Source organism: Occallatibacter sp. (genome assembly GCF_049802275.1).
Classification (GTDB): domain Bacteria; phylum Acidobacteriota; class Terriglobia; order Terriglobales; family Acidobacteriaceae; genus Telmatobacter.
In genome coordinates, this window is record NZ_JBARMD010000241.1 from 1 (window position 1) to 14193 (window position 14193).

General features: G+C 58.9%; 11 protein-coding genes. 10 read left to right on the forward strand and 1 reads right to left on the reverse strand.

Annotated elements, in window-relative coordinates; translation table 11 throughout:
- Positions 1-146: 146 nt before the first annotated feature.
- Positions 147-359: a hypothetical protein gene (locus WA354_RS08385; protein WP_472812551.1), complete on the forward strand. Its 213-nt coding sequence runs from the start codon at positions 147-149 to the stop codon at positions 357-359.
- Positions 360-580: 221 nt separating this feature from the next.
- Complete coding sequence (locus WA354_RS08390; protein ID WP_472812552.1) at positions 581-1261, forward strand: hypothetical protein; 681 nt, start codon at positions 581-583, stop codon at positions 1259-1261.
- Positions 1262-1437: 176 nt separating this feature from the next.
- On the opposite strand, the gene katG is transcribed toward WA354_RS08390, so the two are convergent.
- Positions 1438-3699, reverse strand: coding sequence for a catalase/peroxidase HPI (gene katG / locus WA354_RS08395; RefSeq protein WP_472812553.1), 2262 nt, complete (start codon positions 3697-3699; stop codon positions 1438-1440).
- Between the two features lie 232 nt (positions 3700-3931).
- Between katG and WA354_RS08400 the strand changes: the two genes are divergently transcribed.
- From WA354_RS08400 to WA354_RS08435, 8 genes are all read left to right on the forward strand, one after another.
- A complete protein-coding gene (locus tag WA354_RS08400) occupies positions 3932-4858 on the forward strand; it encodes a LysR substrate-binding domain-containing protein (RefSeq protein ID WP_472812554.1) in 927 nt (308 codons plus the stop codon).
- Positions 4859-5177: 319 nt separating this feature from the next.
- Entirely contained in the window at positions 5178-9017 is a 3840-nt protein-coding gene (gene smc, locus WA354_RS08405; RefSeq protein ID WP_472812555.1) for a chromosome segregation protein SMC, read from the forward strand.
- A gap of 166 nt (positions 9018-9183) precedes the next feature.
- On the forward strand, positions 9184-9822 hold the full coding sequence (locus WA354_RS08410) for a DUF1801 domain-containing protein (RefSeq protein ID WP_472812556.1): 639 nt from the start codon (positions 9184-9186) through the stop codon (positions 9820-9822).
- Between the two features lie 49 nt (positions 9823-9871).
- Entirely contained in the window at positions 9872-11008 is a 1137-nt protein-coding gene (solA, locus tag WA354_RS08415; RefSeq protein WP_472812557.1) for an N-methyl-L-tryptophan oxidase, read from the forward strand.
- 553 nt (positions 11009-11561) lie between these two features.
- Complete coding sequence (locus WA354_RS08420; protein ID WP_472812558.1) at positions 11562-12461, forward strand: phosphoribosylaminoimidazolesuccinocarboxamide synthase; 900 nt, start codon at positions 11562-11564, stop codon at positions 12459-12461.
- Between the two features lie 12 nt (positions 12462-12473).
- Positions 12474-13016: a CvpA family protein gene (locus tag WA354_RS08425; RefSeq protein ID WP_472812559.1), complete on the forward strand. Its 543-nt coding sequence runs from the start codon at positions 12474-12476 to the stop codon at positions 13014-13016.
- Positions 13017-13072: 56 nt separating this feature from the next.
- On the forward strand, positions 13073-13360 hold the full coding sequence (locus WA354_RS08430) for a helix-turn-helix domain-containing protein (protein WP_472812560.1): 288 nt from the start codon (positions 13073-13075) through the stop codon (positions 13358-13360).
- Between the two features lie 17 nt (positions 13361-13377).
- Positions 13378-14115 (forward strand): HAD family hydrolase, encoded by a 738-nt coding sequence (locus WA354_RS08435; protein ID WP_472812561.1) that lies wholly within the window; start codon positions 13378-13380, stop codon positions 14113-14115.
- The last annotated feature ends 78 nt before the right edge of the window (positions 14116-14193 follow it).

The window sequence follows — 14193 nt, forward strand, 5'->3', positions numbered from 1 at the left end:
GATCAGCACCGGTGTTGTAAGGTTGCCGATGTTGGAATTTCCGGGTTTTCCAGACTTGCTCGGAACGCGAGGGAGTCCGCATAACAACGACGCGGTCGGCGTAGAATAGGGACGCTTTAGTTTCGCAACGTGTAGAGGTAGCCCACATGAAGCAGATTTCACGTTGGCCTGTAGTGCAGCAAATAGCTCCCTGGATCGCTGGAGTGATCACCGTGTTTTTCGGGATTTTCCTGGTTGGATTGGCCGTAACACATCAGACCATGCTTGGAGCCGGAATCGCCGTTGCTGTCGTACTTATCGGCGTCTTTACCGTCTTCAGGTGGTTCCTGAAGTCCGACAAGGCAAATTTGCGGAATTGATTGATTCTCAATTCATCCCGGCTTCGACACGAGGAGCAACTGCAGATCCCTCCGCTTCGGTCGGGATGACAAGCTGCTCAAAATGACCGATGCGACGAGCTAGTGAATTCCGTGCGCTTTCGGATTTCACGGCGCGCGGTTAGTATTCGTGTGTCTCTGATCATTATCAAGAAAGAGCGGTGAATTTGGTGATGCATTGTTTTGTTTACCGGAATTGGTTGATGGTTTCGACGGTTGCGCTGATGGTGGCCAGTTCGGCGGGCGCGCAGCAGGCGGATTTTCTGAAGAGCTATAAGGGAACTCCGTTCCATGACAGCAAGTACAGCGGGGGAGCGCAGAAGATTCCGGGGACAGTGATGTGCGCGTACTACGACCTGGGTGGCGAGGGCGTGGCGTATCACGATGCGGACGCGAAGAATAACGGGAGCGGCGCGCTGAATCCGGCGAATGGAACTTATCTGAATGAGTTTCGAATGAATGAAGGCGTTGACACTTCATATACGAAGTTCGGACTCGATCCGAAGATTGACGATAACCCGTACGACAAAGTTACGCCGCCGGCGGGTCTGCTCTATGTGGGTTGGACGGAGCCGGGCGAGTGGTTCAACGTGACGGTGGATGTAGCGGAGACTGGCGATTACACCGCCGATCTGTTGTACACGTCGAATCGAGGCGGAACGATTTCACTGGATGTGAATGGCGTGGCAGCGACGGGGCCGTTGGCGATTGCATCGACATACGGCGCGGCCGATCCGGTGGCGTGGCGGCAGTGGCATCACTGGAATCTGGCGAAGAATCTGGTGCGGGTTCATCTGAACAAAGGCAGAAATGTAATCACTGTGAACACGGTGGCGCAGGGGCAAATGAATTTTGCGACGCTGGAGTTTCGCGGAGCGAAGTGAACAGTGGTCAGTGGTCAGTGAGCAGGCCAAGGAGAAATTGGGTTTTGTGATTTCCCACTCATGACGCGATGGAACTGCGCCATGAATGGGGCACCGTGCGTTCTTATTCCTGTTGAATTCCCTTCCCAGGTCTCAGAAGCGAGACCTGGGGCACCCGCTTTGTGGGCTCGGTTTGTTTAGACGCTGGCTACGGTTTCGGCTACGGGGTGGGTTGAGGGAGGAACAGCTTCGATCTTCCCTTCCCTGAGCAGATCGTAACGATCCGCATTCATGACCTTGTTCCAGACGGCCACGAAGTCACGCACGAAGGCTGCTTTCGAGTCGCTGCTGGCATAGACCTCTGCGATGGCGCGGAGCTGGGCGTTCGATCCGAAGACGAGGTCGACGATGGTGGCTGTCCACCTGAGTTCGCCAGTGTGACGATCGCGACCTTCGAGCACGTCTGGAGATTTCTCAGACTTCGCCCACTTCGTACCCATGTCGAGCAGGTTGACGAAGAAGTCGTTGGTCAGGGACTCAGGACGCTTGGTGAAGACACCGTGCTGCGAATGCGCGACGTTTGCGCCGAGTGCGCGCATGCCGCCGATGAGGACGGTCATCTCGGGCCCGGTCAGGCCGAGGAGCTGCGCCTTGTCGAGCAGCAACGCCGCTGCGTGTTCTTCGGTTCCCTTGCGGGCGTAGTTCCGGAAACCGTCTGCGACCGGTTCGAGTACTGCGAAGGAAGACACGTCTGTCTGCTGCTGAGAGGCGTCGGTGCGACCGGGTTCGAAGGGAACCTTGACGTCGTGTCCGGCTTTCTTTGCGGCCGACTCGATGGCCGCATCACCAGCAAGAACGATCAGATCGGCGAGGGAGATTTTCTTGCCGCCTTTTTGCGAAGCGTTGAAGTCTTTCTGAATGGCTTCGAGTTTGGAAAGTACCTTGGCCAGTTCCGCGGGCTGGTTGACTTCCCAGTGTTTCTGCGGCTCGAGGCGGATGCGCGCGCCATTGGCGCCGCCGCGCTTGTCGCTGCCGCGGAAGGTTGCGGCCGAAGCCCACGCGGTGTTGACGAGTTGGGAGATCGAGAGACCGGAAGCCAGGACTTTGGCCTTCAGCGCTTCGACGTCGTTGTCGTTGATGAGTTCATGGTCGACCGCGGGAACCGGGTCTTGCCAGATCAGCTCTTCCTTGGGAACCAGCGGGCCCAGGTAGCGGGAGATCGGACCCATGTCGCGGTGTGTGAGCTTGAACCATGCGCGTGAGAAGGCGTCGGCGAGCTTGTCAGGGTTGTTGAGGAAGTCGCGCGAGATCTTTTCGTAAATGGGATCGACGCGGAGAGCGATGTCGGAAGTGAGCATCATTGGCTGGTGATGCTTTTTCGGATCGTGCGCATCTGGGACGGTGTCTTTGCCGGCGTCGCCTTTGGGCTTCCATTGGTGTGCGCCCGCGGGGCTCTTCGTCAGTTCCCACTCAAAGCCGAATAGATTTTTGAGGAAATTGTTGCTCCACTTGGTCGGCGTCTGGGACCAGATGACTTCAAGACCGCTGGTGATGGTGTCAGCCCCGATGCCGGTACCATAGCTGTTCTTCCAGCCGAGTCCCATCTCCTCAAAGCTTGTGCCTTCGGGCTCCGCACCAACGTGACTCGCGGGGGCGGCACCATGCGTCTTGCCGAAGGTGTGGCCGCCAACGATGAGCGCCACCGTCTCTTCGTCGTTCATAGCCATGCGGGCGAAGGTTTCGCGGATGTCGCGCGCCGAGCCCGCAGGGTCGGGGTTGCCATTGGGGCCTTCGGGATTCACGTAAATCAGGCCCATCTGTACGGCGGCTAGCGGATTTGCGAGGTCGCGATCGCCGCTGTAGCGCTGGTCGCCGAGCCACTCTGTCTCTGGACCCCAATCGGTATCCACATCCGGCTCCCAGATATCGGCACGACCGCCACCGAAGCCAAAGGTTCTGAGTCCCATGGATTCGAGAGCTACGTTGCCGGCCAGAATCATCAGATCGGCCCAAGAGATCTTGCGGCCGTACTTCTGCTTGACGGGCCAGAGCAGGCGGCGCGCCTTATCGAGGTTGACGTTGTCGGGCCAGCTATTGAGAGGCGCGAACCGCTGCGCCCCTCGGCCTGCGCCGCCGCGACCGTCGTGAATTCTATAGGTACCTGCGGAGTGCCAGGCCATGCGAATGAAGAGCGGTCCGTAGTGGCCGAAGTCTGCCGGCCACCAATCCTGCGAATCGGTCATGAGGGTATGGAGATCTTTAACCACCGCATTCAGGTCGAGCTTCTTGAACTCCTGCGCGTAATCGAATTCCTTTTCCATCGGATTGGACAGGGAGGAGTTCTGATGCAGAATGCCGAGGTTCAACTGATTGGGCCACCAATCCCTGTTGCCTTTGGCTCCTGCGGATGTGTGCTTGATTGCGCCGTTCGAGAACGGGCATTGTGCTTCGCTGGACATGATGTCTCCTGTATTTGTGTGCCAAATTGCTGGTTGAGGAGGAGGTTTCCGGAAGAGTCCCGGCAGATATACGCCGCGTTTAAGAGTAAGGTAAGGCCACGGGGTGCCATATGACAAATCAATTGTTTCTTTGATGATGATTGGCGCAGTCTATGATGAAAAGCAGCGGGCTAGCGGAGTTAGCTGCGCTGCGCGCGGTTAGCGGGATTGGCAGTGTTAGCGGAGTTAGCGAATGAATTTGCAGGAATTGCGGTACCTCGTGGCGATTGCGGAGCATCGGCATTTCGGACGGGCGGCGGAGGCGTGCAACGTGAGCCAGCCGACGCTGAGCAGCCAAATCAAAAAGCTCGAAGACGAGTTGGGTGTGACGCTGCTGGAGCGGACGAACAAACGCGTGGACATCACGATGGTGGGAAGCCAGATTCTGGCGCATGCGCAACGGGCACTGAGCGAGGCGGCGCAGATGGAGGCGGTGGCGCGAGCGGCGCGTGATCCGCTGATGGGGCCACTGAAGCTGGGCGTGATTCCGACAGTGGCTCCGTATTTGATGCCGCTGATTTTGAATCCGCTGAAGCAGGGATATCCGGGGCTGACGATCGAGTTGTGGGAAGACCAGACGCGAGCGCTGGTGGAGGGGCTGCGGAATCACAGGCTGGACGCAGCAATATTAGCGACAGAGACGGGTGCGCCGGAGATAACAGAAATTGAACTGTACGATGAGCCGCTGTTAGCGGCGCTGCCTCTGAACCACAGGCTCGCGGGTGCGAAAAAAATCGACGAAAGCGCGCTGACAGAGGAGTTGCTGGTGCTGGCGGATGGGCATTGCCTGTCGACGCAGGCACTGGCAGCTTGCGGAGCGAAACATGGGGCGCACGGTATGGGACCGGGGCATGTTCGGACCGGACTGCAGAGTTCCATGCAGGCGGCCACGCTGGAGACGCTGGTGAACCTGGTGGCGGCGGGATATGGGGCTACGTTGATTCCGGCGCTGGCGGCGGGGTCGCTGGAGCAGAGGGAGATTGTGCTGCTTCCGCTGACGGGAAAGTCGCGGAGAACCATCCGCCTGGCGAGTCGGCCGGGGTTTCCACGGGCGCAGGCGCTGAGAGCGATTGAGAAGGTGATCCGGAAAGCGGTAAGTTCTTCAGCAAAATTGCGCTAAATTTCCGGCGCAATCGGCTTGTGGAAAACTCGGTAGAAACTCAATAAAAGTAGGACAATTTCCGAAAAAAGCCTAAAATAATCGAAGAAGATTGGTTCTGGCCCCCCTTATCCACAAAAGAACCTCTCCACATGATTGACCCTGACTTTTGGGCTCCTTAGAGTCTGTAATCGAAGAGGGTAACCACCCCAACGACGAAGACCTGTCGTTGGGACCCCGGATTCACGGGGAACCCTCCAAAAACGGCCCATATGCGGCTGGCGCCGCGATCGCCGATGCTGAGTTGTACCCGTTCGTATCCCGTTGATCCGGAGTGAGCATGCTGAAACTGAAAAAAATCCACATCCTCGGCTTCAAGAGCTTTTGCGACCGCACGGAATTGACCGTGCCGGGAACAGGCATTGCGGTGGTGGTAGGGCCAAACGGATGCGGAAAGTCGAACATCCTTGACGGGGTGAGCTGGGTGCTGGGCGAGCAGAGCGCCAAGAGCTTGCGCGGCGGCAGCATGGCGGACGTAATCTTTGCCGGAACGAGGGAGCGGAAGCCGCTGGGGATGGCCGAAGTGACCATCACGATGGTCGATCCTGAAGCGTACGAGGGTCCGATTCCGGTCGAGCCGGATGTCGTTGTGGATCACGACGGGCCAGCGGACTGGGATGAGAACGCGCTGCGCCAACAGAAGGCAGCCGAAGCTGAGGAAATTATTGCTTCAGAGCAGCCGGGGCAAGTTCTGGACGATGACGAGGAAGCGGGTCAGGTGAAAGCACCCGAAGCCGAGGGTGGAATTCAGGCGAGCACCGGTGGGCCCCAACCGGTGATGTTGAAGATTCGCCGCAGGAAGTTTAACCGGACTCCGCAGAAGGGTGAAGTTGTCATTACGCGGCGGCTGTTCCGAACAGGCGAGAGCGAATACCTGCTGAACGGAAAGCTGTGCCGGCTGCGCGATATTCAGGACATCTTTATGGGGACGGGCCTGGGACCGGAGAGTTACGCGATTATCGGGCAGGAGCGGATTGGGCAGTTGCTGAGTTCGAAGCCGCACGACCGGCGCGCAATTATCGAAGAGGCTGCGGGAATTACGCGCTTCAAGACGAAGAAGCGGCTGGCGGAGTTGCGGCTAGAGAGCTCGAAGCAGAATCTCGCGCGCGTGGACGACATCTTCGAAGAAGTGACGCGCCAGATGAACAGTCTGAAGCGGCAGGCTTCCAAAGCGGAGCGGTTCGCGCAGGTGCGTGATGAGTTGCGCGGTCGGCTGCGCGTAGTGCTGGCGAGCCGCATGACGCTGATGGATGCGGAGCAGGCGCGGCTGGATCAGGAGATTGCCGCAATCGGGGAAAAGATTGCGAGCGGCGCAAGCGAGATTGGATCGATGGAAGGCAGCCAGCATTCGCTGACCGAGCGCGGATATGAGCTTGATCGCGAAGGACAGGATGCGCAGAATCGCGCGAATTCGGCCGCTGTTGAACTGGAACGTGCAGCGGCGCGGGAACGCAGCAATGCGGAGCGCGTAACGGAGTTGGTCGCTCGGATTGCAGCTGCGGCGGGCGAACTGGAGCAGACGCGGACCCAGCTTGGCGGCATCGCGGAAGAACGCGAGCAGCAACGCGCATTTCTGGAGACGGCGGCGGGCGAGGCTCGGGCGTTCCACGAGAAGGTGGAAGCGCGGCAGCACGAGGCGCGTTCAGCGGCGGATGAAGTATTCAACGCCGAGCGGAAGCTGGAGGCGGATCGCAGACATGCGATGCACCTGTTGACGCTGGCGGGCAATGCGCGCAACAGCACAGCACAGGCAGAAGAGAGCCTTGCGGCGCTTGAGCGCGAGGCCGAGCGGCTGAATGCGGAGATGAGCCAGGCGCGCAATGAGCAGGAGAGCTTGGGCGTGCAGAGCGGGCAGGCGCGGCTGCGGTTTGAGTCGGCTGCGGAGACGCTGAAGCGGCTGGAAGTGGAGATTGCCGAGCTGCGGGAGCAGTTACAGGTGCGGCGTGCGGACGAAAACACTGTACGGGCGCGGGCGAATCAACTGCGTAGCGAACAGGCAACGGCAGTAGGCCGGAAGGAATCGCTGGAGTCGCTGATTCGCGATCACAGTTATTCCACAGAGACGGTTCGCAGGTTGCTTAAACCGGGTGCGCTGCAGAATGGTTCGACGCCCGTGGGAACGCTGGCGGACTTTATCGAAGTGAGCGGTGAACACGAAGGGGTTGTGGACGAATTTCTGCGCGATGAATTGAATTATGTCGTCGTAAAGAGCTGGCACGCGGCCGAGGAGGGCGTGCGGGTTCTGAAGTCGGGCGTGGATGGGCGCGCGACATTTTTGATTCACGATTCCGCGCAGGCTGCCCTTTTTAATGAGACGGCTGAAACGATTGCAAGACCGGGAGTGACTCCGCTGAAGGATGCGGTGCGCGTGTTGAATGGATTTGGCCGATCGCTGGAGACCATTCTGCCCAAGCTGCGCGACGGATACCTTGTGGAAACGGCTGAACTGGCGCAGGCGATGGCAAATGAGCACACGCATGCATACTTCCTGACGCCGGGAGGTGAGTGTTTCCACAACGCGACGGTGACGGGCGGCAAGCCGGCGAGCGCAGGTCCGCTGGTGTTGAAGCGCGAACTGCGCGAGACGGAGATGCGGCTTGGACTGCTGGAGCGCGATCTTGGTAAGGCGGAACTGGAAGCGGCGACGCTGACGAAGCAGATCGAAGAGTTGACTTCGCTGCTTGAAACGCGGAGCGAAGAGCGGCGACAGTCCGAGCGCGATGCGGCGGACCAGGGCGCGGCGCTGAAGCAGATGGAGAATGAAGCGCAGCGGATCGAACGAAGGCTGCAGGAGTGGATGTTACAGGCGGAGCGCAACAAGGAAGCGCGCGACGCCAAGCATGGGGTAATTGAGCAAAAACGCGAAGAGGCCGTGCGGCTGGAAACAGAGCGCACAACGGCTGAAGCGACACTCGAAGAGCAGCAGAGCAAACTTGCGACGATGCGGCAGACCCGCGAGACGCTGCAGCACGAAGCTGCGAAGCTGACGGCAGAGTTGGCAGGCCTGGAAGAGCGGCGGCGCGGGGCAGAGGCGGCGTTCCAGCGCATTGATCGGTTGCACAACGATCTGGAGCGGCGAGTGCTGGCGATTGAACAGCAGCGCGCGGCGGCAGAGGCAGAGCGGGAACAGCGCATCAGAGAAAGCGGGGAACTGGCGCAGCGCGAACAGGAGTTGACGGCGCTGAAGGCTGAGGCGCTGGCTCAGGCTGAGCAAATTGCAGCGCAGGCGATGGAGTTGCGGCATCAACTGGCCACGATGGAGACGGAACTGAAGTCCGCGCGCGCGGCGCTGGACCAGTTGCGCGAGGATCGCAGTGGCCGGTCGAGCCAGGTGGCGAAGTTGCGGTCGGATCTGGAGCATCTGGAAGGAAGCTGCCTGACCGAAGTGAATGCGGAGGCTGCCACCCTCCGCGCGGATGCGGAGATCGTGCGCATAGCTGATGAGATGCTCGCTGTCGAGGAAGAGACGTGCCGGACCTTGCGACAGAAGATTGAGCAGATGGGTCCAGTGAACATGATGGCGCTCGAGGAGTACAAGGAAACGGCGGAACGGCACAGCTTCCTTGAGACGCAGCGCACGGATTTGATGGAGTCGATTGAGAACACGCAGGCAACGATCAAGGAGATCGACCAGATTTCACGGGAGAAATTTGACGAGGCCTTTGCGCGGATCAACGAAAACTTCGGGCAGGTGTTCACACGGCTCTTCCACGGCGGGCAGGCTTTCCTGCGGCTGACAGATGTGGAGAATCAGGCGGAGAGCGGGTTGGAGATTGTGGCTTCGCCTCCAGGGAAGAAGCTGCAGAGTGTGCTGCTGCTTTCGGGTGGTGAGAAGGCGCTGACGGCGCTGGCGCTTCTGGTGGGTATCTTCCAGTTCCAGCCGAGCCCCTTCTGCGTACTCGACGAAGTGGACGCGGCGCTGGACGAAACGAACGTCGGCCGGCTCGCCGATCTGCTGCACTCCCTCAGCAAGGAGACGCAGTTCCTGCTGGTGACGCACTCGAAACGCATGATGCATGCCGCGGACATGATTTACGGCGTGACCATGCAGGAGCCAGGCGTTTCGAAGGTGATCAGCGTGAAACTGAGTGGGCAGGAGCAGCAGCGGGCTACTGCGTAAATCTTCGATCACGACAAGACTTCGTGCTTTCCCACCCATGCCGCGATGAGGCTGCGTCATGGATGGGGCCCATTGATTTTCGGTCCGACGCATCTCTCCAGGTTCTTGCTCGATCGGGTTGGTCAGAAGACGGTACACTGTTTTGCAAATCTTGCAGGAGCGAACCGTGAGCCCAACTTCCTCTTTCGATAAACGCGTCGACGCTTACATTGCCAAGTCCAAGCCCTTTGCGCAGCCGATTCTCTTCGAGATTCGTGAGCTGGTTCACAAGGCATGTCCAGGGGTGGTGGAAACCATCAAGTGGAGCCGGCCTTTTTTTGAATACAAGGGCGCCATCGTGGGAAACATGTCGGCGTTCAATGAGCACTGCAGTTGGGGCTTCTGGGGTGAAGAGATTTCTGCGGTGTTGCGCAATATGGATCTGTTGAAGCCGGGCGCCATGGGTTCGCTTGGCCGCCTGACCAGCGTCAAAGACCTTCCTCCCAAAAAAGAAATGCTCGGCTTGCTGAAGCAGGCCACTTCATTTATCGACAAGGGCGAGTACACAAGTCCGATTGCAGCTCGGCAGAAGGTCGTGAAGGCTCCCGCGCCGCCGGCCAAGCCCACGCCAGAGTTCGCCAAGGCTCTTAAGGCTAACAAGAAGGCTGCCGCGGCGTTCGATGCGTTCAGTCCGAGTTGCAAGAAGGAATATGTGGAGTGGATCGCGGATGCGAAAAGGCCGGAGACGCGGGACAAGCGAATCGAGACTGCGATCGAGTGGATCAGCGAGGGCAAGCAGCGCAACTGGAAATATCAGAACTGCTAGAGGTCCGCGGTCTGACATTCTTTCCATCGATACTTCAGAATCGAGCTGAATGACTTACGACGTAATCGTTCTTGGCCTGGGGGCGATGGGAAGCGCTGCTGCGCAGCATCTTGCGGAGCGGGGCAAGCACGTCCTGGGCATTGAGCAGTTTACGGCGGCGCACGACCAGGGTTCGTCACACGGCGGGTCGCGCATGATTCGCCAGGCGTATTTTGAGAGTCCCGATTACATTCCGCTGGTGCTGCGGGCTTATGAACTGTGGCGGCGGATTGAGAAAGACACCGGCGCTGATTTGCTGCACATCACGGGCGGCTTGAACATCGGCTCGCGAGACGGCGAACTGGTGAGGCGCACCATCGCAGCTTCAGAGATGCACTCGATTCCGTTCGAGGTTCTGGAAGGGCGCGCCATTAGCGAGCGCTTCCCTGTCGTGGTGCCGCTCCATGACGACGTTGCGGTCCATGAGACAAACGCGGGTTATCTTTTTCCTGAAGAGTGCATTCGCGCTCAGCTTGCGCTGGCGTCACGGGCCGGGGCTGAACTCCATTTTGAGGAGAGGGTGCTGTCGTGGGATGCGGTGGGCGATGGGGTTGAGGTTCGTACCAGCAAAGGCGCGTACACTGCGGGACATCTTGTGATTGCCGCGGGGCCGTGGGCGAGTGCTGCGTTGCAGAGGATTTTTCCCTTGCGGGTGACGCGGCAGGTCATGGCGTGGATTCAGCCGACGACTGGAGTGACGCCGTTTTTGCCAGACAGATTTCCGGTGTTTCTCTGCGAAGACCCCGAGGGCGGATATCCCGGATATGGTTTTCCGGCAATAGACGGGCCATTGGGTGGGATCAAGGCGGCTATTCACGGCAGCGATGTGGTGTGTACTCCTGAAAGTGTCGACCGCGAAATTCACGATGTCGATGTGCTGAGAATTATCGCGAAGCTCAAGGCACGGATGCCGGCGCTGGATGGCCAAGTAGTACGCGCGAAGACCTGCCTTTACACGATGTCGCCTGACGAGCATTTTGTGATTGGGAAGCATCCGCGGTTTGCAGCGTGCTTGGTGGCGTGCGGGTTCTCGGGGCACGGATTCAAGTTTGCGAGCGTGGTGGGGGAGATTCTGGCGGATCTCGCGATCAGTGGATCGACGACAAAGCCGATTGGGTTGTTTTCGCCGGGGAGATTCGTAAGGTGATCGACGCGGACACACCCGGCGAATCCCGCCCATGCGCGAAAGACAGCGCATGAATGGGGCACAGCAGCGTTATAGGTGCTCGAAATATCCGGCCTTGACCATGGTGAAGGCGACGCAGTCAACGTGATGAAATTGATGCAGGGACAAAAAAATCGCCTCCAAAGGACATCTTCGCTTCGGAGGCGCTTGCTTTTGAAAGAACCAAAAAATACAAGATGAAGACGGGGACCAGTAGCTGGCACTGGAGGTCGGTAGTACGCAGCTACTGGCGATCCCAATAAAACGAAGCTAGCCGCGGCTTCCCCTTTCCACTGCCGCCTCGTACCACCCGGCTCAAAGGTGCCTTCTAACGGGCTCCCGAACCTTGGTGACAAATGAAGTTTCGCCCAACTTCCTCTTGGGCTCCGTGACGGCCATCACAGGGCATTGTGGGAAACGTGGAGGGATACCCAGTTGGGTTTCGCGGGAGTCAACTTATTGCCGTACTGGGTTTGACAAAGCGAGCCGACGGCAAGAAAATCGGAGATTCACAGCGCCAAGGAAAGACTCTCCCATGACAACACTCTTGAAGACAGACTTAGGCACGACTCCGCTGATCGGCCGGGGCAAGGTACGCGATTTGTATGCGGTAGGGGATGCCCTGCTGCTGGTGGCGACGGACCGCATTTCGGCATTCGATCATGTGCTGGGGACGGGGATTCCGGGCAAGGGCAAGATTCTGACGCAGATTTCGCTGTTCTGGTTCAACCTGGTGCGGGACATCGCGCCGAACCATCTGATCGCTACGAAAGTTGCAGATTTTCCAGCGCAGCTTCACAAGTATGCTGACCAGCTTGAGGGCCGGTCGATGCTGGTGAAACGAGCGCAGATGTTTCCGGTGGAATGCGTGGCGCGGGGGTATATAGCGGGTTCAGGGTGGAAGGAATACAAGGCGAGCGGAACCGTCTGTGGGATCAAGCTGCCGCCGGGATTGCAAGATGGATCACGTTTGCCGGAGCCTCTGTTTACTCCTTCGACCAAGAGCCAGGACGGAACGCACGATGAGAACATTCCGTTCGCGGCTGTCGAGCAAGCGGTAGGCGCGGAGGCAGCGAAGGAGTTGCGGCGCCTGACGCTGGCGATCTATGAGAAGGCGGGCAAGCATGCAGAGTCGCGCGGATTGATTTTGGCAGACACTAAATTTGAGTTTGGCAGGACGCAGGATGGAATAGTTTTGGCGGACGAAGTGCTGACGCCGGATTCTTCGCGATTCTGGGAGGCCTCACTGTGGAAGCCGGGTGGAGCGCAGCCGAGTTTTGACAAGCAGTTTGTGCGCGATTACCTGGAGAGCATTCGATGGAACAAGCAGGCTCCGGCGCCGAGTCTTCCCGATGACGTGGTAGAGCGTACACTCGAAAAATACCTCGAGGCATTTCGCCGGTTGACGGGACGGGATCTTGACGTTACGGTTTGAACGATGGAAGGCATGACGCTCGTCGATTGGATCATTGTGGTGGTGATGGCGGCGGCGGTGCTGACAGGGATTGCGCGTGGTTTTTTCCGATCCGCTTTCTCGCTGGCAGGGCTGGTGCTGGGACTGACGCTGGCGGCATGGAACTACTGGCGGTTCGCGGCCGTGCTGAAGGTCGTGATTCATTCGGTCGAGGTGGCCGATGCGATTGCTTTCATAGTGATTGCTTTGCTGGTGATGGTGGTGGCGGCGATCCTTGGATCACTGCTTGCCAAGTTTTTTGAGAAAGTGGGTCTGGGGTGCCTGGACCGTCTGGCCGGAGGGCTGTTCGGTTTTATCGAGGGCCTGGTTTTTGTAATGGTATGCATTCTCGTTACGGTAGCGTTTTTTCCGCAAACTGTGTGGTTGACTGAAGCGAAGTTGCCAAGGTATTTCTTCAGTGCGCTCCACGTAAGCATTCGGGTAACGCCGTCGCGGTTTTCAGACCGGGTACGCAACGAACTGCAGACACTGGAATCGGAATCGCAGAAGTTGATACACGAAGAGAAGAGCAAATAATTTTTCGCGGGCTGAAGCCTGCCGGTTGTGGCAATCTAGTAGAGCAAGAGGTTGACGTGAGACGAGACCTGGACAGCCTGGTAACACAGATGCATTCCACCGGCATCCGCTACGAGGATGCGGTAAGAGAGTTCAAAAGACAGTATCTGCGCGAAGTGCTGGCGGCCAACAAGGGGAACCAGTGCAAGGCTGCAGAAGAGCTGGGTATTCACCGGAACACGCTCAGCCGCACGATGGCAGAACTGGGCATCAGCCTGGCAGAAATCCGCGCCGGGCTCAAGCGTCCACCTCGCAGCGAACGTCCTATATTTGGAGCAGCGCGCCAGGGCATACGCCAGGGCTGAGCAAGCTCCGCATCGGCATGCAGACAACTCAACAGAACAACGAAGCGCGGACTGCAATTGAAGGCGGATTTGCCTGGGATGCGCAGGATGCGTATTTGTTCGACATCGATGGCACGCTTTTGCGGAGCCGCGACCGCGTGCACATGGACAGCCTCCCCGCGACGGTGCGCGAGGTCATGGGAATCGAAGTCTCGCTCGAAGGTGTCTCACTCGCCGGGAATACAGATACTTCAATACTGCGTGAGGCCTGCGCGCTCGCGGGGGTTCCACCGGAAGTGCTGGAGCCGCAGATGGCGGCGATTCTCGAGGGCATGTGCGCCAACGTCGCGGTAAGGCGGCATGAGTTGCAGCCGATCCTGATGCCGGGCGTGGAAGAGACGCTGAAGTACCTGGCGAGCCGCGGCGCAACTCTGGGTGTGGCCACGGGCAACCTGGAGATGATTGGCTGGATCAAGGTGGAACGCGCGGGGCTGCGGGAGTGGTTCCGGTTTGGCGGCTTCAGCGATCAATTCCCTGTCCGGTCTGACCTGATCGGGAACGCCGCGAAGAAGGCCCGTGAACTGGCGGGGGCGCACGCGAGTATTTGCGTGGTGGGCGATACACCCCGGGATATTGACGCGGCACATGCAAACGGACTGCCCGTAATTGCCGTGGCGACCGGACATTTCTCTTTCGATGAGTTGCTGGAATATAAACCCGAGGCGTGCGCGACTACGCTTGCAGATCTACTTCATGCGACGCGGGGCACGACATGAAGAACGTGCGCGCGGCGTTCACCGGGACGATGGCGATGTTGCTGATGACGGCGCTGGCCGGGGCACAGCAGGCACAGA

Bases quoted from the DNA above. Each gene is read 5' to 3' on its own strand.
- katG (WP_472812553.1), bottom strand. From the start codon at position 3,699: ATGTCCAGCGAAGCACAATGCCCGTTCTCGAACGGCGCAATCAAGCAC.
- WA354_RS08390 (WP_472812552.1), top strand. From the start codon at position 581: ATGGTTTCGACGGTTGCGCTGATGGTGGCCAGTTCGGCGGGCGCGCAG.
- WA354_RS08425 (WP_472812559.1), top strand. From the start codon at position 12,474: ATGACGCTCGTCGATTGGATCATTGTGGTGGTGATGGCGGCGGCGGTG.
- solA (WP_472812557.1), top strand. From the start codon at position 9,872: ATGACTTACGACGTAATCGTTCTTGGCCTGGGGGCGATGGGAAGCGCT.
- WA354_RS08400 (WP_472812554.1), top strand. From the start codon at position 3,932: ATGAATTTGCAGGAATTGCGGTACCTCGTGGCGATTGCGGAGCATCGG.
- WA354_RS08435 (WP_472812561.1), top strand. From the start codon at position 13,378: ATGCAGACAACTCAACAGAACAACGAAGCGCGGACTGCAATTGAAGGC.
- WA354_RS08420 (WP_472812558.1), top strand. From the start codon at position 11,562: ATGACAACACTCTTGAAGACAGACTTAGGCACGACTCCGCTGATCGGC.
- WA354_RS08385 (WP_472812551.1), top strand. From the start codon at position 147: ATGAAGCAGATTTCACGTTGGCCTGTAGTGCAGCAAATAGCTCCCTGG.
- smc (WP_472812555.1), top strand. From the start codon at position 5,178: ATGCTGAAACTGAAAAAAATCCACATCCTCGGCTTCAAGAGCTTTTGC.